Origin of the sequence: Flavobacterium faecale, from assembly GCF_003076455.1 — a bacterium.
GTDB lineage: Bacteria > Bacteroidota > Bacteroidia > Flavobacteriales > Flavobacteriaceae > Flavobacterium > Flavobacterium faecale.
In genome coordinates this window covers 4,439,302-4,458,593 of record NZ_CP020918.1, presented here as the reverse complement: position 1 = coordinate 4,458,593, position 19,292 = coordinate 4,439,302, and the positions used below count along the sequence as shown (strand labels likewise).

14 protein-coding genes are annotated in these 19,292 nt (G+C 36.4%); 9 read left to right on the top strand and 5 right to left on the bottom strand.

From position 1 onward, the window contains the following. Positions 1-108 precede the first annotated feature (108 nt). The 6 genes from FFWV33_RS18550 (at position 109) to FFWV33_RS18520 (ending at position 9,305) form a co-directional block, all read left to right on the top strand. Positions 109-3,285, top strand: a complete 3,177-nt coding sequence (locus FFWV33_RS18550; RefSeq protein WP_108742279.1) for a SusC/RagA family TonB-linked outer membrane protein — start codon at positions 109-111, stop codon at positions 3,283-3,285. Positions 3,286-3,307: 22 nt separating this feature from the next. Further along, a complete protein-coding gene (locus FFWV33_RS18545) occupies positions 3,308-4,762 on the top strand; it encodes a RagB/SusD family nutrient uptake outer membrane protein (RefSeq protein ID WP_108742278.1) in 1,455 nt (484 codons plus the stop codon). Between the two features lie 353 nt (positions 4,763-5,115). Continuing rightward, the gene (locus tag FFWV33_RS18540) at positions 5,116-6,159 is read left to right on the top strand and encodes a TIR domain-containing protein (protein ID WP_108742277.1); all 1,044 of its coding nucleotides are present in this window, start codon (positions 5,116-5,118) and stop codon (positions 6,157-6,159) included. A 692-nt stretch (positions 6,160-6,851) separates the two neighbouring features. Beyond that, positions 6,852-7,439 carry a hypothetical protein gene (locus FFWV33_RS18530; protein WP_108742275.1) on the top strand — a complete coding sequence of 196 codons (588 nt, stop codon included), beginning with the start codon at positions 6,852-6,854 and terminating at the stop codon, positions 7,437-7,439. Positions 7,440-8,106: 667 nt separating this feature from the next. Then, complete coding sequence (locus tag FFWV33_RS18525; protein ID WP_245891592.1) at positions 8,107-8,685, top strand: hypothetical protein; 579 nt, start codon at positions 8,107-8,109, stop codon at positions 8,683-8,685. Positions 8,686-8,789: 104 nt separating this feature from the next. Further along, positions 8,790-9,305, top strand: coding sequence for a GNAT family N-acetyltransferase (locus tag FFWV33_RS18520; protein WP_108742274.1), 516 nt, complete (start codon positions 8,790-8,792; stop codon positions 9,303-9,305). An 87-nt stretch (positions 9,306-9,392) separates the two neighbouring features. On the opposite strand, the gene FFWV33_RS18515 is transcribed toward FFWV33_RS18520, so the two are convergent. Beyond that, entirely contained in the window at positions 9,393-11,501 is a 2,109-nt protein-coding gene (locus FFWV33_RS18515; protein WP_108742273.1) for a thioredoxin domain-containing protein, read from the bottom strand. A gap of 450 nt (positions 11,502-11,951) precedes the next feature. Here FFWV33_RS18515 and FFWV33_RS18510 point away from each other — a divergent pair, with 450 nt between their 5' ends. The 3 genes from FFWV33_RS18510 (at position 11,952) to FFWV33_RS18495 (ending at position 14,690) form a co-directional block, all read left to right on the top strand. Then, on the top strand, positions 11,952-13,253 hold the full coding sequence (locus FFWV33_RS18510; RefSeq protein ID WP_108742272.1) for a HEPN domain-containing protein: 1,302 nt from the start codon (positions 11,952-11,954) through the stop codon (positions 13,251-13,253). Between the two features lie 568 nt (positions 13,254-13,821). Next, complete coding sequence (locus FFWV33_RS18500; protein WP_108742271.1) at positions 13,822-14,064, top strand: hypothetical protein; 243 nt, start codon at positions 13,822-13,824, stop codon at positions 14,062-14,064. A 77-nt stretch (positions 14,065-14,141) separates the two neighbouring features. Continuing rightward, positions 14,142-14,690, top strand: a complete 549-nt coding sequence (locus FFWV33_RS18495; RefSeq protein WP_108742270.1) for an REP-associated tyrosine transposase — start codon at positions 14,142-14,144, stop codon at positions 14,688-14,690. A gap of 369 nt (positions 14,691-15,059) precedes the next feature. On the opposite strand, the gene FFWV33_RS18490 is transcribed toward FFWV33_RS18495, so the two are convergent. The 4 genes from FFWV33_RS18490 to FFWV33_RS18475 are packed head-to-tail and all read right to left on the bottom strand — an operon-like array spanning position 15,060 to position 19,244. Continuing rightward, the gene (locus FFWV33_RS18490; protein ID WP_108742269.1) at positions 15,060-15,710 is read right to left on the bottom strand and encodes an alpha/beta hydrolase; all 651 of its coding nucleotides are present in this window, start codon (positions 15,708-15,710) and stop codon (positions 15,060-15,062) included. Between the two features lie 4 nt (positions 15,711-15,714). Beyond that, positions 15,715-16,041 carry a hypothetical protein gene (locus FFWV33_RS18485; protein ID WP_108742268.1) on the bottom strand — a complete coding sequence of 109 codons (327 nt, stop codon included), beginning with the start codon at positions 16,039-16,041 and terminating at the stop codon, positions 15,715-15,717. Beyond that, the gene (locus FFWV33_RS18480; RefSeq protein WP_108742615.1) at positions 16,042-17,298 is read right to left on the bottom strand and encodes a dihydroorotase; all 1,257 of its coding nucleotides are present in this window, start codon (positions 17,296-17,298) and stop codon (positions 16,042-16,044) included. A 17-nt stretch (positions 17,299-17,315) separates the two neighbouring features. After that, complete coding sequence (locus FFWV33_RS18475) at positions 17,316-19,244, bottom strand: vWA domain-containing protein (RefSeq protein WP_108742267.1); 1,929 nt, start codon at positions 19,242-19,244, stop codon at positions 17,316-17,318. Positions 19,245-19,292: the final 48 nt, after the last annotated feature.

Genomic DNA, 19,292 nt, shown 5'->3' with positions numbered 1-19,292 from the left:
ATTACATTTACTTTCAAATCAAAAGCTTCAAAAACTGTAAAAAGATTTTGAAGCTTTTTTTTAGACCAAACCAAAAAAATTAACCAACCCCTTTTTCATTCGTATAAAATGAAAGCATTCCAATCCATTTTAGATCCTCGATCTATGTTCGTTCTTGTTCTTTTTTGTCTCTTTAGTAGCACTATAGTTGTTTTTGCACAAGGAAATGTCATTAAAGGAAGTATAACAAACAAGGAAAATACACCCTTAGAGTCTGTTTTAATCACTGTTGTCGGGACCAAAGATGCTGCTTTGACCAACAGTAACGGAATTTTTTCTATTCGAACAAAACCTTCCTTCCCATTGCGATTAAAAATTCATTTGGAAGGCTATACCACCAAAGAAGTTGCTTTGAAGTCGGCTGATTTTGTTACAATTTTACTCGAAAGCAATAACAATTCACTTGATGAGGTTGTAGTTTCGAGTGGGTATATCGTCCAAAAGAAAACAGAAATTTCAGGTGCTGTAGCGTCTATCTCCGCTAAACAAATTCAAAATAGACCCACTACTAGTTTTGACCAATTGCTAGGAGGGCAAGCCACAGGTATTGATGTTTTGCAATCCAGTGGTGTGCTCAATTCTACCCCCGTAATGCGCATACGAGGACTGAATACCATTACTTCGGGACTTTTTCCACTTGTTGTGGTTGATGGAGTTAGCGTTTTTGTAGGTTCGATAGGAGGGATGACAGGAAACAATCCGCTGTCAGACATTAATCCTAATGATATTCAGACTATTGATGTTTTAAAAGATGCTTCGGCCTCGGCAATATATGGTTCACGAGCAGCAAATGGTGTAATTGTAATCACGACCAAAAAAGGAAAGATTGGTAAGACCAAATTCAACTATGACTCTTGGTACAGTGTGAATAAACCGTATAATTTACCCAAATTATTAGGAGCGGAAGATTATGTAATGATCAAAAATGAAGCCTTGGTAAATGCTGGAAAAGCGCCAGGTTACTTCTTGTCTTATAATCCAGATGGTAGCCTAATAGATACCAATTGGTATGATGTGGCGTATAGACCCGGTTTTTCAAACAATCACAATTTGAATATTTCGGGAGCCAATGAAACTACCGACTATTATTTTTCGGTAGGGTATAGCAATCAAAATAGTTTTATTCGAAACAATAGCTTTGAACGCTATGCTTCCCGATTAAACATCAACCACAAAGTAAATCAGTATTTGAAGGTTGGAGCTACCTTATCTTACAGCAACGGATTGAACAAGAGTCCAAATACGGGTGCCATTTCTAGTAACACAAGCTCGTCATCTGCCTACAATACCGAGTACATCACCAATGAACCTATCGGGCGTATGACCTATGTACTGCCGCCAAACGTACCTGTCTATGCTCCTGATGGATCGTACAGTATTCAAAACGGAACTAGTGTAGGTTATGGAGCTAATATTCCAGCTGTGATTGGGACTATTAACGCTTACAATTTGGCGATGGTACAGAATTTGGACACCAATTCATCACAAAATAATGCATTGCTTGGTAATGTATATGCCGAAATAGCGCTATCGGAAAATTTAAAATTTAAATCCAGCTATGGTCTAAATAATTTGCAGGTGACCAACAGCTCATTTCTGAATCCACTTCATGGGGGTGGTGCTTCATCAAATGGTGTGGCGACCAATATCGAAACAAAATACCTTCGAAAGGATTGGATCAATACCTTGACCTATACCATAGATTTTTCGAACAAAAATCATATCAGTATTTTGGCAGGTCAGGAACAAATTAAAACCACTACCAACAGTTGGGGGGCATCACAAAGTAATATCACCGATCCATCATACACCAATTTTCAAGGCGGTTATACCAACATTTCGCCAATAGGAAACAGTTTTGGAGAGAACGGATTGGCTTCTTATTTTTCGAATGTAAATTACAATTTCGATAAACGTTATTTTGTAAGTGTCAATGCCCGTAGAGACGGACTTTCTGCGCTGGCAGACGGCAATAAATATGGGAATTTTGGAAGTGGATCTGTAAGTTGGGCCTTAAGTCAAGAGCGATTTTATCAGCAATTAAGAATTAGTAAGCTAATCAATTCCTTGAAATTTCGTGCTAGTTACGGTGTGGTGGGGAATAGCGAAATCGGAGATTATCCTGCCAGCGGAACCTACAGTTCGAGTACGTATGCGGGAACGCCAACGCTCGGGTATTCGCAAACGGCCAACCCCAATTTAAAATGGGAAACTAGTAGTAAACTGGACCTAGGACTGAACTTTGCAATTCTAGACAATCGTGTGACATTCGAATTTGATTATTATAAAAACACCATCAAAGATTTGATTCTAAAAGCACCGCAAGCTTTATCAGCAGGAATTCCGAACAATTACATCAATGCCAATATTGGTGGAATGTACAACAAAGGAATCGAGTTGGGCATCAATGCTTTGGTTTTAAAAGGATCTGATTTTACGTGGAATGCCTCTTTGAACCTTTCGACCTTGAAAAACGAAGTAACTTCACTCGCTACAAATGTGTTTGTTCCTAGTGTTTTTGGAGTACAAAACATGACTCGTGTAGGTTATTCTGTGGGGTCCATTTTTGCTGTTCCAACCAAAGGAGTTAATCCAGACAACGGTCAAATGGTTTTTATCAATAGCAAAGGGCAAGAGGTGCAGTACAATCATATAGGTTCGCCAAAATGGACCTTTCTTGACGGGACAGCCGCTCCAGCAATTGATAATTATACCGATGGTGTGATTCAGGGGCCGTCATTGCCTAAAGTTTTTGGAGGATTGAACAACAGTTTTGCGTACAAAAATTTTGATATGACTCTTAATTTTACTTTTGTATCGGGTAGTAAATTGTACAATGGTACGAGAGCGACCAACTCTGATCAGCGCTATTTTAATAATGGTGAATTCATCAAAAACCGTTGGACAACACCAGGCCAAATCACCGATATTCAAAAATTATATTATGGTGACAATGTTTCGGCAGGATTCTCTTTTACTAGCACGTCAAAAGTGGAAGATGGTTCGTACATAAAACTGAAAAATATTTCAGTAGGATACCATCTTCCGATTCAGAAAACGTTTTTGCGTGACCATCTTTCGAGCACTTACCTGTATGTGCAAGCCGGTAATGTGTATACTTGGACTAAATACCGAGGGTCTGACCCAGAGGTTTCTATCAATGGAAACTCGATCAATTCGGGCAAAGATCAAAATGTTCCTCCCAATGCACAAACAATCACTTTTGGTATCAACGTCGGATTTTAACGACCTTATTTAGCATAATATAATGAAAAAATTCATCCTATCTAGCCTAACAGTTCTGCTTGTTTTTGCAGTATCCAGCTGCGAAAAAGACCTTTTGGACACAACACCCAAAACCAGTATTCCGGAAGCCGATGCCTACAGCACGCCAGGAAAAATGGCAGCTCAAGTAAATTATTTGTACAAGCTGCTTCAAAACCAAAGTTTGTATGGCGGTCGTTTTATTGTTTTTAACGAACAAAGAGCAGACGAATTTGGCCAAAGCGACGGAAATGCCGCAGCAGGATCAGCTGTTTGGAATCAAAACGTAGCCTCGACCAATGATTTTGTAAATAATGTTTGGTCGGTTTGCTACACAGCGATCAATGCGTCCAATATTTTGATAGACAAGCTGAATACTACAACTGTACTGAGCGATCAAGTAGCCAAAAATTATCGTGCCGAAGCGCAATTTGTGCGTGCGTTGTGCTACCTAAGCCTTGTACAAACGTATGCCAAGCCTTACACACTCGACAAAAACGGATTAGGTGTTCCTTTGCGTCTTGCACCTATAACGACCGCTGGCAACAATGATTTGGCTCGTTCCAGTATCGATGCGATATACAAGCAAATCATTACAGACTTAGACCAAGCCGAAACCAATTTGCCAGTCAATTACAGCAGCAGTTTGCTAAATGTGTCGAGAGCCAAAAAAAGCACTGCAATAGCTCTTAAGACAAGAGTCTATTTGATACAACAAAACTATGACAAAGTAATCAAGGAGGCGCAGAAAATAGTTTCACTCACTGCGCCCTACCAATACAGTTCGGGCAGTTTAACACATCAGTTAGAACCTAATTTCACGGCTATTTTTACGGGCAGTTACATGGGTAATGAAGCACTGCTTTCTATTCCGTTTGCCAACAGTACTACTGAAACTCCGGCTTCTCAAAGTAGCTTGGCTTTTAATTATGTGGGGCAGCCTATCATTGTTTTGGCTGCAGACGGCATCGCCAAAGATCCTGCACTCAACACCACAGCCGATGCTCGCACAACGCTAATTGCAACCAACAGCGCCAACCAAAAATTACTCAAGAAATTCAATATTATTACGGCGCCCTTCCGCGACTACGTACCTGTATTGCGCTATGCCGAGGTTTTGCTAAATTATGCCGAAGCAAAAGCCAAAAACAACGATTTGAGCACCGCTACAAATCTACTCAAAGCCGTTAGAAACCGCTCCAATCCGGCTTATGTTTTTCCTGCGGGTACAGTAGACAGTCAAACCGCTTTGATTGCCACCATTTTGAACGAAAGACGTATTGAATTCGTAGGCGAAGGTATTCGATTAATGGACTTACAGCGCAACCTCTTGACGATTCCATCCAAAAAAGGCGCCATCGGGACTGCTCCTTTAGTCCTGATTACTAGTAGCAATTACATTTGGCCTATCCCGAGCGGCGAAATCTCCACCAATAAATTAATAGTTCCAAATCCTTAACAAATTTCTTCAATAATTTTGGCGTTCGACCATAAAAATAAGGGCCATGCCGTTTGCGGATAGCCCTTGTTTTTTTGGAGTCATGCCCCCGAAGTTTCGGGACGTTGCAAGTCCTCAACAAGTTCCGCTATCGCTGCACTTGTTTGTGGGGTTTTCTCCTGAAACTTCGGGACTATCCCTGACGCAAGTCATAGAGAACGTTTTTTAGAAAGACAGAAAAATCATTGTTAATTGCTTTTTTAATGAGATAAAAACGTATGATATTATGTATATTTGGTGGTTGGTGGTAATCTAAATTATGTGCAGAGAGAATTCCAATCAATTAATATATATTTGCTTATCTAATAAAATTTATGATGAAAATATTTATTTCTCATTCCTCAAAAAATCTAAACTATGGACAAGCAATCGTTGATCTTTTGGTCGCAGTTGGTATTAATAGTGAACAAATTATATTTACAAGTAATGATGCATTTGGTATTCCCACAGGTCAAAACATATTCAATTGGTTGAAAGCTAGAATTACTGAGAAACCTCATGTTATCTATTTACTTTCCTCAGAATATTATTCCAGTATAGCCTGTTTAAACGAAATGGGAGCCGCTTGGATTGTAGAAAATGAACATACTATTGTCTTTACACCAGAGTTTAAGGCTTCGAGCCCTGAATTCCAAAATGGAGCTTTGGATCCCAGGGAAATGGGATTCATAATAAATAATCCAGATAGAATAACTGAATTCATAGAGAATCTTCGCAGTTCGTTTCCGATATCCAGTAACACAGTTTTTGTAAGTCAAAAAATCAGAGAGTTTGTAGCTAAAGTAAATTCGTTTAATATTAATGCAAAGTCAAGTTTATCTATTATCAATAATTTTAATAAAGCTGGACCCGCAACCATAATTGATTTGCCAAAAGAAACAGGAGAAATCTCTGTGAAAAAATCTCTAAAAAAATATGTTGAAATAAATGGTAGTTTGTCACAAGTTAATAAGTTTTTTAAAGATCTTCAGGAAGAAAAATTGAAGGATGAAGAGATTTTATTGTTGCATTATTCCATGGATACCGCACGATTTAAACTTGGAGTTGGCTGGAAAAGTAACGGTGAAATAGATAATATAAAAATTTGGGAAGAGATCCACTCATTAAATTCAAATTTATCAAATGGATATGATGAAACAATGCGACGATTTGACCTGAAAAAATTAACGGAAGTTACAGAATTAACCAGTAGTAATAACCCCCGAGAGGTTATTTTAGTTCCCGATTTGACAAATTTGTTATTGGAGCTACCAGAAGAAATTATTTTGAAAATTGAAGAAGCTCTGGTGAGAAACCCAAGAATTGCTCAAAAAACTTCTTGGAATTTTGAAAAGGAAGCTGATGATTTGCCTTTCTAGATAAAGGCTAGCTGTAAATACCATTTTTAAACTGGGTACATTTTTGAGAAGAGTTTACATTTCGCATCAAGTTTTCATTAAGTCCAAAAAATTATTGGTTATGGAATTATCCATCCGCTCATTTTAGTAAAAATTAATTTGGGAGTTAATGCGTTAGATGTAAAATTCACTATAAAATACGATCATGAAAGAAACAAAATTTGAGAATAAAAATTTCTATTGGATAGTCATCTTAATAGTTGCAGGATAATTAATGAAATCAATTTTTAGAACTTTTTTTTTAAATCAATTAATTGGAGTTTTACCTGTTTTATTGCAAATTTTATTATTAGTTTTAATTGTGAAAAAACATAAATATGCAAGAATTGGAATAATCATGTGGACAACCCTCTTTTTGCTTGCATTTTCGGTAATTCAGTTAGTTCAAGGATTGTTGAAAAATTTAGAATATGGTTTTAGTATAGAGTGGTTATCCTATTATCTATTTGTAGCGGTAAACGTAATAGTAGGAACCCTTGTTCTCTTATACACAATAAGAACAACAAAAGTTATCATACGTTAGTTTTTCGACCTGAAAAAATACCAAGCAATCGTTAAATAAACCCCAATCTTTAAATAGTAGCAATAACTTGTTTGATCGTTCGTTGTTTATGATAACAATAATAAGTTATACATTAAAAGGATTTTACCTCATGAAGAAAATAATAATTACGGCAACGGCCTTATTACTTTTTACTCCAAACATTTTTAGTCAAACCTCAGTTAAGCCCGCCAAATCGGGTAGTTTGCAATCTCAATTTGAGAACCTTATCGAGAAATCAAATAGCTTTCAGGAATATAAAGTTATTAGTAAATCGGGGTTGTTGAAGTTACAAACTAATATTCAAGATTCGCTTGCAGTTTCAAAAAGCAAGATTTTAGCAAATGAAGCTTTTCAAGAGTCACAAAAGAAAACTATAGATAGTTTAAAAAATAAATCTGCAGCTTCACAAACAATTGTTTCTGACTTGGTTTCTGAAAAAGAAAGTATTTCAGTTTTGGGAATTCAAATCCAAAAAACGGTGTTCAAAGTATCGTTTTTTTTGATCGTAATTGGATTAATTGCCACAGTTTTCTTTTTAGTTTTCATGTACAAGCGAAGTAATGCCATTACCGTAGAATCGAAATTGGCACTAAAACAGTCTCAAGAAGAATTTGAAATCTACAAAGAAAAAGCATTAGAACGCGAACAAAAAGCGATGCGCAGATTGCAAGACGAACTGAATAAGCAGAAAAAATAGTTCTCGAGAATTCTCTGGTGTTGCTAAAACTACAAAGATTGAAAATCATAGGTTTCTCAAGATTTTAAATAAATAAAAAAAAGGGCTGTTGAAAATAATCAACGGCCTTATTTTGTTTGTAGAGTAGATTGTTAGAAAAAAAACAGCCTAAACAATGCTCCTGCTAAAGAAGACTTCGGATGTAAATAAGACAGTTTGTGGTACATTGTTATTCTGATATAGAAATACAAAGGGAATACATTTTTGAATTGACAGCAGCAGTTTTGCGTGAGGGATAGGAACGGAAATCCTTTTTTGGGGCTTTTTTTGCCCCAAAAAAGATTGTAGTGCATAGCCCGACCCGCGTATTTTAGCGGGTCACGCCCATGATGCTATTAAAACAAAATAAAGAGGGTAATCTCTTTTCTAACTCCTGTTTATACTTGATTCCTACTCGATTTTTTGACCGAAAGCTGTACTTTTTATAAACGATATCTTTAAAGCAATCGGACCTCCAATAATTGGGGACAAATTGTGTTATTTCACACAAATAAGCTGTACTAAAGACAGATAAAAGGTTGGTTATAAATTTTTTAAAGTAAGAAAAAAACGTTATTCTTGCACTCGACAATAGTATACGAGATTTCTGTAATTGGAAAATAACGAACATTGATAAATAATTTGATTTATGAAAACAAATAAGGCTGTAAAATCGATTTTGATGGTAGCTGTGTGCTTCAGTACTTTTCTAGCAAAAGCACAAGAGGCAAGTGTTGAAGAAACTACGTACGGAATTCAAACAGGGCTCTTGGGGATCTGGGCGCACCGTGAAGAGAAACTTACTAATCAAATTGCGTTGCGCGAAGAAATTGGTTTTGATGGTGGTTTTTGGAGTGGAAGCTTCTACCCAAAAAACGGTTTTTTATTGACTCCTGTTATCACCTTGGAACCAAGATGGTACTATAACTTGAATAAAAGAGTTAGAAAGGGACGAAATATTGATGGCAATAGCGGTAATTATCTATCACTTAAAACGAGTTATCATCCCAATTGGTTTGTGATTTCTAATTATGATAATGTAGAAATTGCCGACCAAATCTCATTCGTTCCAACTTGGGGGATAAGAAGAAATGTTGGAAAGCATTTTACCTATGAAACGGGTATTGGAATTGGTTACCAATATATTTTTGCCAAAAGTGTGGGCTATCAGAAAAACGAAGGGCAGACGACGGTAAATTTAAATCTTCGACTTGGATACCGTTTTTAACAACTTAACAATTATAAACGGCCCTAATGTTTTAGTTCGAAAGGCAGCTTTGAACTGTTTATTTTTGGATATTTAAAGTAGTTTTGTATACAAACATAATATAAATGAGTCAGCATTTCCAAAAAGCCAATGTTACCCAAAGTTCCGAAATATGGACTATTCTGCAACAAGCTATTGCGCGTAGAAAAGCTGATGGCAGTGATCAATGGCAAGACGGTTACCCCAATCCAGAAGTGATTCAGTCAGATATTAACAAAAATGCGGCCTACGTTTTGATCGAAGGACAAACCATCATAGGCTATTGTGCCCTATTGATTAATGATGAGCCTGAATATCAAAACATAGAAGGGCAGTGGATTACAAATGATGATTTTGTAGTTTTTCATAGAGTCGCCATTTCTGAAAGCCAATTAGGAAAAGGATTGGCAAAAAAACTAATGCAGTTCATAGAAGCATTTGCAATCAATAATAATATTTACAGCATCAAAGCCGATACTAATTTTGATAATCATGCCATGATGGCAATTTTTGATAGCTTGGGATATGTCTATTGTGGTGAAGTCTATTTTAGAGGTACGCCTAGAAGAGCATACGAAAAAGTGCTAGAACAAAAACGCTAAAAACAGTAATTAGTATTTGACCCTGCTTTGCTGCAGGTGTCTAACAAGATGTGCTTGCCCGTACCTACAGCAAGCACATCTTGTTTTTTACTTCAACTTCTCCACCGTCTTTACAACATCTGATTCAGGAAGTTTACAGGCACCTTCAACACAAACATAAATATAGGTTTCGTCAGGCATAAAGCGGCTATCCATCAACGGAATCTTGCTGTCTTTGGTTGCACCTGCGTACAATACATTTGGTAAATAGTAGTTTTGTAGCGCGCCAATTTTTTGTTTGGCAGCAGGGCCAGAAACTGCTACTTCATAATATGTATCTGTATAGTTGAGCATCAGGTTCAACCAATTGTAATAAGCGGTCGGGTAGGCGATTGCGTCTTTTTTAACATTGTTGAGCATTTGCTTGGCGATTGCGCTGTATTTCGCATCCGAGAAATAATGACCTAACTGAAACAAAGAGCCAGCCAAAACAGAGTTCGAACTCGGAATCGCATTATCACTCACTTCCATTTTTCTAGTGATGATATTGGGACTGTTATTAGCTGTAAAATAAAACATATGCGTTTTGGCATCAAAAAAGTGAGCCAAAGTATAGTTCATTAAATTATGTGCTTCATTCAGCCATTTTTCGTCCAAACTTACTTGGTATAAAGCAATGTAAGCGTCAATCACAGCAGCATAATCCTCAGAAAATCCGTTGATCGAACTCTTTCCGTCCTTGTAACTGTGGTACAAACTACCGTCTTTTTGTAGTTGCGTCGTGCGAATAAATTCGGCGTTTTTTTGTGCCATTTCCAAATAATGCGGATTTTTTAAGGCCTTGTACGCTTGTACATAACCCTTAATCATCAAGGCGTTCCATGACGTTAAGGTTTTGTCATCCAGATGCGGACGGCTTCTTTTTGATCTAGCGCTTAGCAATACTTTTTTCCATTCCGTGATTTTAGTTTGCAAGGTTCCAATCGCAATTTTGTGCGACTTGGAAAAAGCAATATCCGATGCTGTTTTTACCAACACATACTTGTCTTTTTCCCAGAATCCGGTATCGTTCACGTTATAGTAATCCTTAAAAAGTTCAAAATCCGATTTTAGCACTGCTTTCAATTCGGCAATCGTCCAAGCATAAAAAGCACCTTCCTCGAGTTTGTTTTTACTGTCTTTGCTGTCCGCATCCAACGAAGAATAAAACGCACCATTTTTGGCCATCAATTCTCGTTCTACAAACGTAATCGTTTCTTCAATCGTTTGTTTGTAGGCAGAGTTTTTGGTCGCTAGGTACGCATCTGCATACAAGCTCACGAGTTGTGAATTGTCGTACAACATTTTCTCAAAATGCGGAATATGCCATTGTGCATCCACAGTATAGCGTGAAAAACCGCCACCTATTTGATCGTACAAACCGCCGTTGGTCATAGCATTTAGTGTCGTAGTGACATGATTTTGCCATTGTGCGTCTTTCTTTTGGTAGCCATAGCGCAATAAAAAATGCATCGCATTCGGCATCGGAAATTTTTGATCTCCTGCCAATCCACCATGGGTAACATCAATATTTTTTTGCCAGTTTTTCAAAGCAGCAGTAAGTTCGCTACCGCTAAAAGCTTCCTTAGTCGGATTAAAAACAATCTGCTCCGATTCTTTGATGCCTTGCGTCAGTTTATCAGCATATTCCGCTGCTTTTTTAGGATCAGTTTTGTAGAAATCGGCTACTTTGAGCAGCATTTTTGTCCAATCGTCTTTGGGGAAATAGGTGCCTCCAAAAATAGGTCTTCCGTCAGGCAATGCAATGCAGTTGAGCGGCCATCCGCCACTTCCGGTCATTAATTGCACGGCATTCATGTAGATTTGATCAATATCAGGACGCTCTTCACGGTCGACTTTAATGCAAATAAAATTGTCATTCATGATTTTGGCAACCGAGTCATTTTGAAAACTCTCTTCCTCCATTACATGACACCAGTGACAAGCCGAATACCCAATCGAAATCAGAATCAATTTGTTTTCTTTTTTAGCCAAAGCCAAGGTTTCAGGGTTCCAAGCACGCCAATTCACGGGGTTGTGCGCGTGTTGCAACAAATACGGACTCGTTTCGTTGATCAATTCGTTGGTATACTTAAAATCGCCGTCTTTGGATTCTTTGCAACCCAGCAGCGCCAAACTAAAACAGAAGAATAGGAAGAAATATTTTTTAGGAAACATTTGGTTTGGTTTTCAATATTAAAAAAAGGAAAGGTATAAAAAAAGACTTGTACAAAGTATCAAATGCAAAACTCTTTTTCGAGTCCGTAATACTAGGCGAAGATCAGTTAAACCGCTTGTAGTCTATTTATTTGGGCGTTCCCCCAAAAAAATAAGGGCAACGATGTTTGCGTATAGCCCTTATTTTTTGGTGGACCGGTCCCGAAGTTTCGGGATGTTACAAGTCCTCAACTAGTTTCGCTATCGCTACACTAGTTTGCGGGCTTTCCTCGTCAATCCCTAACGCAAGTCATCGACAGCATTTTTAAGACATGATAAAAGACAGAAAAAACTTTAGTGATTGTTTTTTTAATTGGGGTAAAAGGGGTAAACTTGTGAGGGTTCACTAGTTGTATGTTATTTTAACCAAACGAGTTCGAATTCAATAAATTAATTCAATAAATAATTATAATGGATTTCACTTTAACACAAAAAAAGAAACTAGCTAGTTTAATTAACGCATTTGGTAATTCAAGTCTAAAAGATGGTGAAATTGAAATTGATTATGATGGAAAACCATTGCAAAATGTGATGCAATCTTTATATGAAATTAAAGAGATTAAAGAAATTTATGATGGTGACATTTTAGTATATGGAATTGAAAAAGAAATTTTAAAAAAACATCAAGTACTTCCTGTCCAAATTAATGAGAATGATGTGGAAGAAATGGTTACAGAAATTGTTGAAACCCTTAAAAGCAATGTAGCTGACCATTTGATTGTAATTCCAATAAAATCAGCTCAATTTAAAAATTTAATAAAAATTGATAACTTATCTTTTATTCCTCAAAACTATTCTCGAAAAGATAAACTAAAAATAATAGCAAGATTAGCAAAAAAAACTTTAGATGAAACAACTTGGATAGCTGAACATACTGAAAAATCTAGATCTCAAGATTTTTTAAAATATCCACTTTTATGCATTAAACAAACACATCAAACAAGTACAGTACATTACAATTCATTAAACATTGCTAAAATAATTATATTTGCTATCAGATGTTTTTATTATGGAAACATAAATAAAACATCAAAAGACAAAACATCAATTATGGTTAGTTTTGAAGAAAGTAGTCTAAAAGAAGCAAGTCACTTAGCTATTTACTCTAAAGAAACTTGGAGGCAAAACCATAAACCTTTAAATTTTGATTCAAGTGTTCCTTTTGATATTAGTTGGCTAGAAAGCAAAGAAATGAAAAGCAAATTCAAAAAATTCATCGAAAGAATATACTTTGATGGAAATTTAGATGATTTTAATGTATGCTTTTTAAACTCTTTGATTTTATTTAATGATTCCATAAAACAAAACACTTCTATTTCAACGATAATTACGATGACAATTGCGGAAAGTATTCTGACAAGAAATAGGAATGAAAAGAGATTAAGAATTTCAGCAATAATTCCAAGATTAATGAAATATCCAAAAAATAAACAAAGTAAAATTTCTAGGGATTTTGATGAATTATATCATAAAAGAAATAATTTTGTACATAGTGGAGAATCAGTTACTATTGATTTCAATTTTGAAAATTCAGAGCCGACACTTCTTGAAGCAGGAAGAAAGATAATTGCTCAAATAATTTTAAATTATCAAAACTTTGAGAAAATACTAGAGAAAAATATTCCTGAAAATGACACAACAAATAATCAAACCAAGAGGATGAAATATTGGGAAAAGTACGTAGATTCTATTTTTCAAAATATTATCTATTAAAAACAGAGACCTCCGCTAGTGCGAGCGTCCCGCTCGTACCCGCCATAAAAATAAGATCCTTTTTATTATAAACACAATAAGTAGAAAATACTAATTTGTAGAAAAATAAGGGGCGTATTTTATAAGTTTTGCTAGTGTAAACTGGATTGATACCTGCTTGTCAGCAGACTGGTATTTATTAGAGTTGCCTATTTCTGGGTTATAATAGAATCATTAGAATATTGTAGAAAGAATAAAGGAATGGAAATATCCGGATTTGTAAGTGATAGTATAGATTGGAAATATAGCAGTGCAAGAAATTATGGGAATAACGATCATACAATTTTAGAAATTGATATGAGTTAGTTTGTGGGCACGAGCGAGACGCTCGCGCTAGCGGAGTATGGATATGTGCGAATTACAAGTATTGGTAATCAAAGCAATTATTATAATCAAAGCAACTTTAAATCTTCAATTTCTCACCTTATAAAATACCCAAAACATTGACTACAAGAAGATGATGTTCGGTAATTCATGAAATTTTATAACTGAATCGTTAATTTTGTATATTTGAAAAAAATCAATTACAGTGGATTTAAAAGCAAGAAAGATAACATTTGTACAAGAGTTTTTAAGACTGCAAAACGAAGAAATCGTTAGTGGGCTAGAAAAGTTATTGCGCAAAAGAAAAGCTGAATTGACTGAAAACAACTTCAAAGCAATGACAATGGAACAATATGATGTTGAAATTGATCAGGCGATGGAGGATTCTAAAAATGGGCGGATTATAAAAGCCTCTGATTTAAAAGCTAAAATTCCCTGCTGGCACTAGCGGTCGTTTATCTTCGCTAGTGCGAGCGTCCCGCTCGTACCCGCCATCAAAATAAAATCCTTTTTAGCACAAACACAATGAGTAGAAAATACAAATTTGCAGAAAAATCAGGGGCATATTTTATAAGTTTTGCTACTGTGAACTGGATCGACGTATTTACTACAGATGCTTATTTTTGGGTTGTAATAGAATCATTAGAATTTTGCAGAAAAAACAAAGGAATGGAAATTTACGGTTATTGCATTATGCCGAGTCATATTCATTTAATCTTTCGATCAGCTTTAAATGACCCTTCAGGATTGATACGAGATTTTAAAGGATTTACGTCAAAGAAAATGTTGCAAATTATTGAAGAAAACGCGCAAGAGAGTAGGAAAGAATGGATGCTCTGGATGTTTGAGAGAGCAGGCAAAAAGAATAGTAATGTTACCAATAAACAATTCTGGCAACAGCACAATAATCCAATTGCCATTTGGTCATTGAAAGTATTTGAACAAAAATTAGATTATATACATAACAATCCGGTTGAAGCTGGATTTGTAACGGACCCTATAGATTGGAAATATAGCAGTGCAAGAAATTATGGAAATAATGATCATACAACTTTAGAAATAGATATGAATTAGTTTGTGGGCACGAGCGGGACGCTCGCGCTAGCGGAAAAGATGTAGCGGGAATATTTTACTAAAAAAAAGTCTTACATTCAACCTGGTTGGTGCTTGACTGCGTCGAGTAGCTACTTAAATTATATCCAATAATTGTAGCGTTTGCAACGCCGGATTATTATAATCCAGATGTTTTAGTATAAAAAAAGAGTTTTACATTTATTGAAATGTAAAACTCTTTTTGGTAAATGATGATAGAATTAATTCCACTTATTTATATCGGTCTAACCCATCAGAAATCAAAAATCGTTAATCAAAAATCTTAAATAATACCGATTACCTATTGAATAAATATCAATTACAATCTACTAATATCATAGTGAAGCGGCATTATTTCCCTTCTACCAACCAATTTTTGAAATCGTAAAAATTTTGTGGCGCAACTCCGTGTCCTACTGGATATTCTTTGTAGGTAGCGTTGATATTTAGATTCTTCAAAAAAGGTCCTGTTTTGCGTGCCCATTCAATTGGAATTACTTGATCTACGGTTCCGTGGGAATGGAAGATGCGTAGGTTACTAAAATCATTTTTAGCATAATTAGTTTCCATGATATCTTCATTTGCATAACCGCTCAAAGCGATGATGTTTTTGATTTTTTCGGGATGTGATAGGGCAATGGCGTAGCTCAAAATGGCACCTTGGCTAAAGCCTAATAAAGTTACATTGTCTTTGTCAATAGGGAAATTGGCAATCAACTCTTCGACAAAATTAGCAATCAAATCACGGGATTCACGGGCTTGATCTAAGTCTGAAAACTTGTTTTCGTCTGCGTCAAAATTGATGGCGTACCACGCATAGCTTCCGTATTGCATATCATAAGGTGCACGGGCAGAGATGATGTAATATTCATCTGGAAGCTCGGATGCGAACGAAAATAAATCGGCTTCGTTACTGCCGTAACCGTGCAATAATAGGATCAAAGGATTTTTGTCCAGAATTGTTTTTGGTTCTCTGATGAGGTATTCTAATGATAAATTCATGTTGTTATGAGATTGAGGCAAACCATTTTTGATATAGGTTTCCGACTAATGGAACTGGTTTTGTTTCGCCTTTGATGGCGGTGAATATTCCGTATGACCACAGGACAAATACGCATACCCACATGGAGGACGAAATCATTAAATTGTCAAAATTACTGATGATTAATCCCAATGAGATGAAGGTAAGGGTAAGCCCGAGTCCTTGACGGATGTGAAAAGAGGCGAAGCTACTTTTGTCTTCGGCATTCATAGACATGGCGATAAAAACGCCAACCCCCAAGATGTAACTTGTTATTGCGGCAGATTTGCCTTTTTCTACTGATGAATCCATTTATTCGGCTACTATTAATTGTCCTTGATTGAAAATTCCGTATGCTTTTCCTTTGGTTTTCATACCCAAGAAAGCAGAATTTTTTGATTTTGATAGGATGTTTGCTGTGCTAAAAGTGTTTTTTCCTTCGGGATTAAACAGACTTAGATTGGCAATTGCTCCTTCGGCAATGGGTTGTGACGGAATAGAAAAAGTTGCTTTTCCGGCAGTTAGTTTTTCGATAACCACCTCTAGCGGTAAAATGGTCAACAAAGCACCAAAAGCACTTTCGAGACCAATAGTTCCATTTTTGGCTACATCAAATTCCATTTTTTTATGTTCGATATCGATAGGGTTGTGGTCTGTCGTGATCATATCAATCGTTCCGTCAAGTACTCCTTCAAGCAATGCTTTGCGGTCAATATCGGTACGTAACGGTGGGGAGACTTTGAAACGGCTATCAAATTCTTCTAATTTTTCGTCGGTAAAAACCAGGTTGTGCACGGCTGCACTTGCGGTTACCTGCAATCCTTTGGCTTTGGCTTCACGAATCAATTGCACCGATTTGGCGGTTGAAACGGTCGGGATGTGCATTTTTCCCTCGGTATATTCAAGTATGAAAAGGTTGCGAGCAATTTGCAGTTCTTCGGCTAGGTTCGGAATTCCTTTCAATCCCAATCGGGTCGAAACGATTCCTTCGTTTACAAGACCATTACCTTTTATTTTTTCGTCTTGCGGAAAAGCGATAACAAGTCCGTCGAAATCTTGAACGTATTGCAAAGCGATTTTCAACAAATTGGCATTGTCTTGGCTTTTTTTATAATCCCCAAAAGCAATGGCTCCCGAGTTTTTCATGTCGAATAATTCGGCCATATCTTTTCCTTCGCTTCCTTTGGTTAGTGCGCCAATCGGGTACAATTGCGTTGCGTTCCCGAGAGCTTTGTTTTTTACAAACAAAATTTGTGATTGATTGTCAATCACAGGGAAGGAATTGGGTTGCAAAGCGATAGCAGTAAAACCACTTTTGGCAGCGACTTTTAGTCCGTTTGCAATGGTTTCGCGATCTTCAAAACCAGGCTCGCCTAGCGAAACGCTAGAGTCAAACCAACCTTGAGAAACGTGTAGGTTGTCAAGTTTAAGCTCCTCAATATTTTTTGGGTTCGAAAGTGAATTTCCTATTTTCGAAATGCTGCCATCTTCAATTAAAATATCTACAATTTGAGTATTAAAACTACTTTCGGGGTCGATAATTTTTGCGTTTCGGATGATTAGTTGCATAAGTAAGTGCTGTTTTTTTATTTCAAAAATCGAATAATTGCCATCTCTGCCAATAGAAAAAGCAGTGCAAAGATAACAAACCATTTCCAAATTTGACTGTCTGTGCGGTCGGTTTGTAATTGGTTGATCACGGCAGCTATGGATTCTATGGTTTCATAGTCAGAGTAACTCGCTTCGTTGGGAGTATTTTGCTGGCTTTCAATTCGGTTATAGTTGAAGCTGATATTTTCGACAGCTATTTTTTGATTGTAAATTTCGAAATTCCCTGCTTGTGCTGGATAATCGTTAAAGGTCAGTTTTACTTTATCGTTTACAGCTTGCTGAATCGGTATAAATTCTTCGTCCTTATTTCTAACACTCAAAATAGCATCTTTGGATAAGTTGGTAGCCACCAAATACGGGTTGCTATCGCCAATCGTGCGTGCATTAATGCCGTTGTTACTGTGCAAAGTGGCCATGTTATAAAAAGTAGGCACAATCAACGGTGACTGCTGAAAATTGCTATTGGTCGTATTCAACGGTGACGAAAATACCGATACAGAATTTGTTGCATTGACTACCGATGTCAAAAATGAACTACCGTCTTGGTAGTAAAATGCAACCGAATTATTCCCCACAATCTCAAAATTACTTTTCGTTTTTGGATACTGAAAATTACTCACCTTACTCTCAAAAACAGATGCAAGCAAAGGATGCGCAAAATTGATTTTGGTAATTTGCTTTTCAACAGTTTCCAGCGGTTTAACTTGAATATTTCCAACGGCATTCAGCAAATCGTTCAGGTTGGTTACATTGGCTGTAGGGGCAGGAATGATTATGAGATTGCCACCTTTTTGAACAAATGATTTTAAGGTCGTTTGCAAGGCAGTCGGAATCGTCTCTAACTCGTTCAATACAATAGCATTTTGTTTTTCGATCGCATTGTAGTTCAAAGACGGAAGCGGACTTTTTATAAAATCAAATTCGTCCGAAGTATAAATTCTACCTAAGAAGTTGCTTTTTTCGGCTTCTCCAATACTCAAAACCGCTGTTTTTTTAGGTTTTAAAATGCTAAAAAAGTATTCATTATCGAAAGTGAGCCCGTTGTCTTCAATAGAAACCTTACCATGAAATTCTTGCTTCGGGATTGTAAAAGGAACTGTTTTTTTATTTTTATCGAAAGTGACAATGGTTTTGGCAATGAGGTTGTTTCCGTTATAAATCGCAATAGAACTTTTTTGATTGCTATCACCTTGACTAGATAATTCGACATTTAATTCATAGAAATTTTCTAAGGTTTCTTGGATCGAAACGCTGTCAATGGCAACATTGTTTTTTTGTTCTGCTTTCGGAATTATAAAATAGGCGTTATCTTCTTTTCGAATGCTTTGTAGTAGTTTTTTTTCTAATCCTACAGCATCAGTGATAATAATGATGTCTTTTTTATAAGCTGATTTGTGCGCTTGTACCTGTGTGAGTAAGGCTTCCGCTTGAAACGGAATGCCACTATATTGCAATTTTTGCAAGTCCGACTGAATTTCTTTCTTAGTTGTATTCCAAAAAGTTTGAGAATTGGTTAATAAAGAGAAGGTAGTATTCTCTGGTATATTCTCCAATAATTCTTGTACAGCACGTTTTAATAATTCCCCTTTTTGCCCCTTGGCTTGCATGCTAAGGGAATTGTCGAGAATAATATACAGTTCGTTACTACTATTTTTACTGTCTTTGGCTTCGAAAAAAGGTTGTGCAAAGGCCAGGATTATAAAGGTAAGGAGAAGCATTCGGCAGGCGAGAAGTAACCATTTTTTGATGGTTGAACTTTTGCGGGTTTGAATCGTTAGCGCTTTTAAAAACCGAACATTGGTAAAATATTCTTTCTTAAAACGTCGCAATTGAAATAGATGCACCAAAATAGGTACGAGCAATAAAAACAAGAAGTATAATAATTCGGGATGTTTAAACTGCATTTAGTATTTCAATTATAGATTTGAAAATTGTATTGATTGTTCAAAAAT

What these genes read in the sequence shown, in the direction of transcription:
- FFWV33_RS18550 (WP_108742279.1), top strand. Translation starts at nt 109, where the DNA reads ATGAAAGCATTCCAATCCATTTTAGATCCTCGATCTATGTTCGTTCTT.
- FFWV33_RS18545 (WP_108742278.1), top strand. Translation starts at nt 3,308, where the DNA reads ATGAAAAAATTCATCCTATCTAGCCTAACAGTTCTGCTTGTTTTTGCA.
- FFWV33_RS18540 (WP_108742277.1), top strand. Translation starts at nt 5,116, where the DNA reads ATGATGAAAATATTTATTTCTCATTCCTCAAAAAATCTAAACTATGGA.
- FFWV33_RS18530 (WP_108742275.1), top strand. Translation starts at nt 6,852, where the DNA reads ATGAAGAAAATAATAATTACGGCAACGGCCTTATTACTTTTTACTCCA.
- FFWV33_RS18525 (WP_245891592.1), top strand. Translation starts at nt 8,107, where the DNA reads ATGAAAACAAATAAGGCTGTAAAATCGATTTTGATGGTAGCTGTGTGC.
- FFWV33_RS18520 (WP_108742274.1), top strand. Translation starts at nt 8,790, where the DNA reads ATGAGTCAGCATTTCCAAAAAGCCAATGTTACCCAAAGTTCCGAAATA.
- FFWV33_RS18515 (WP_108742273.1), bottom strand. Translation starts at nt 11,501, where the DNA reads ATGTTTCCTAAAAAATATTTCTTCCTATTCTTCTGTTTTAGTTTGGCG.
- FFWV33_RS18510 (WP_108742272.1), top strand. Translation starts at nt 11,952, where the DNA reads ATGGATTTCACTTTAACACAAAAAAAGAAACTAGCTAGTTTAATTAAC.
- FFWV33_RS18495 (WP_108742270.1), top strand. Translation starts at nt 14,142, where the DNA reads ATGAGTAGAAAATACAAATTTGCAGAAAAATCAGGGGCATATTTTATA.
- FFWV33_RS18490 (WP_108742269.1), bottom strand. Translation starts at nt 15,710, where the DNA reads ATGAATTTATCATTAGAATACCTCATCAGAGAACCAAAAACAATTCTG.
- FFWV33_RS18485 (WP_108742268.1), bottom strand. Translation starts at nt 16,041, where the DNA reads ATGGATTCATCAGTAGAAAAAGGCAAATCTGCCGCAATAACAAGTTAC.
- FFWV33_RS18480 (WP_108742615.1), bottom strand. Translation starts at nt 17,298, where the DNA reads ATGCAACTAATCATCCGAAACGCAAAAATTATCGACCCCGAAAGTAGT.
- FFWV33_RS18475 (WP_108742267.1), bottom strand. Translation starts at nt 19,244, where the DNA reads ATGCAGTTTAAACATCCCGAATTATTATACTTCTTGTTTTTATTGCTC.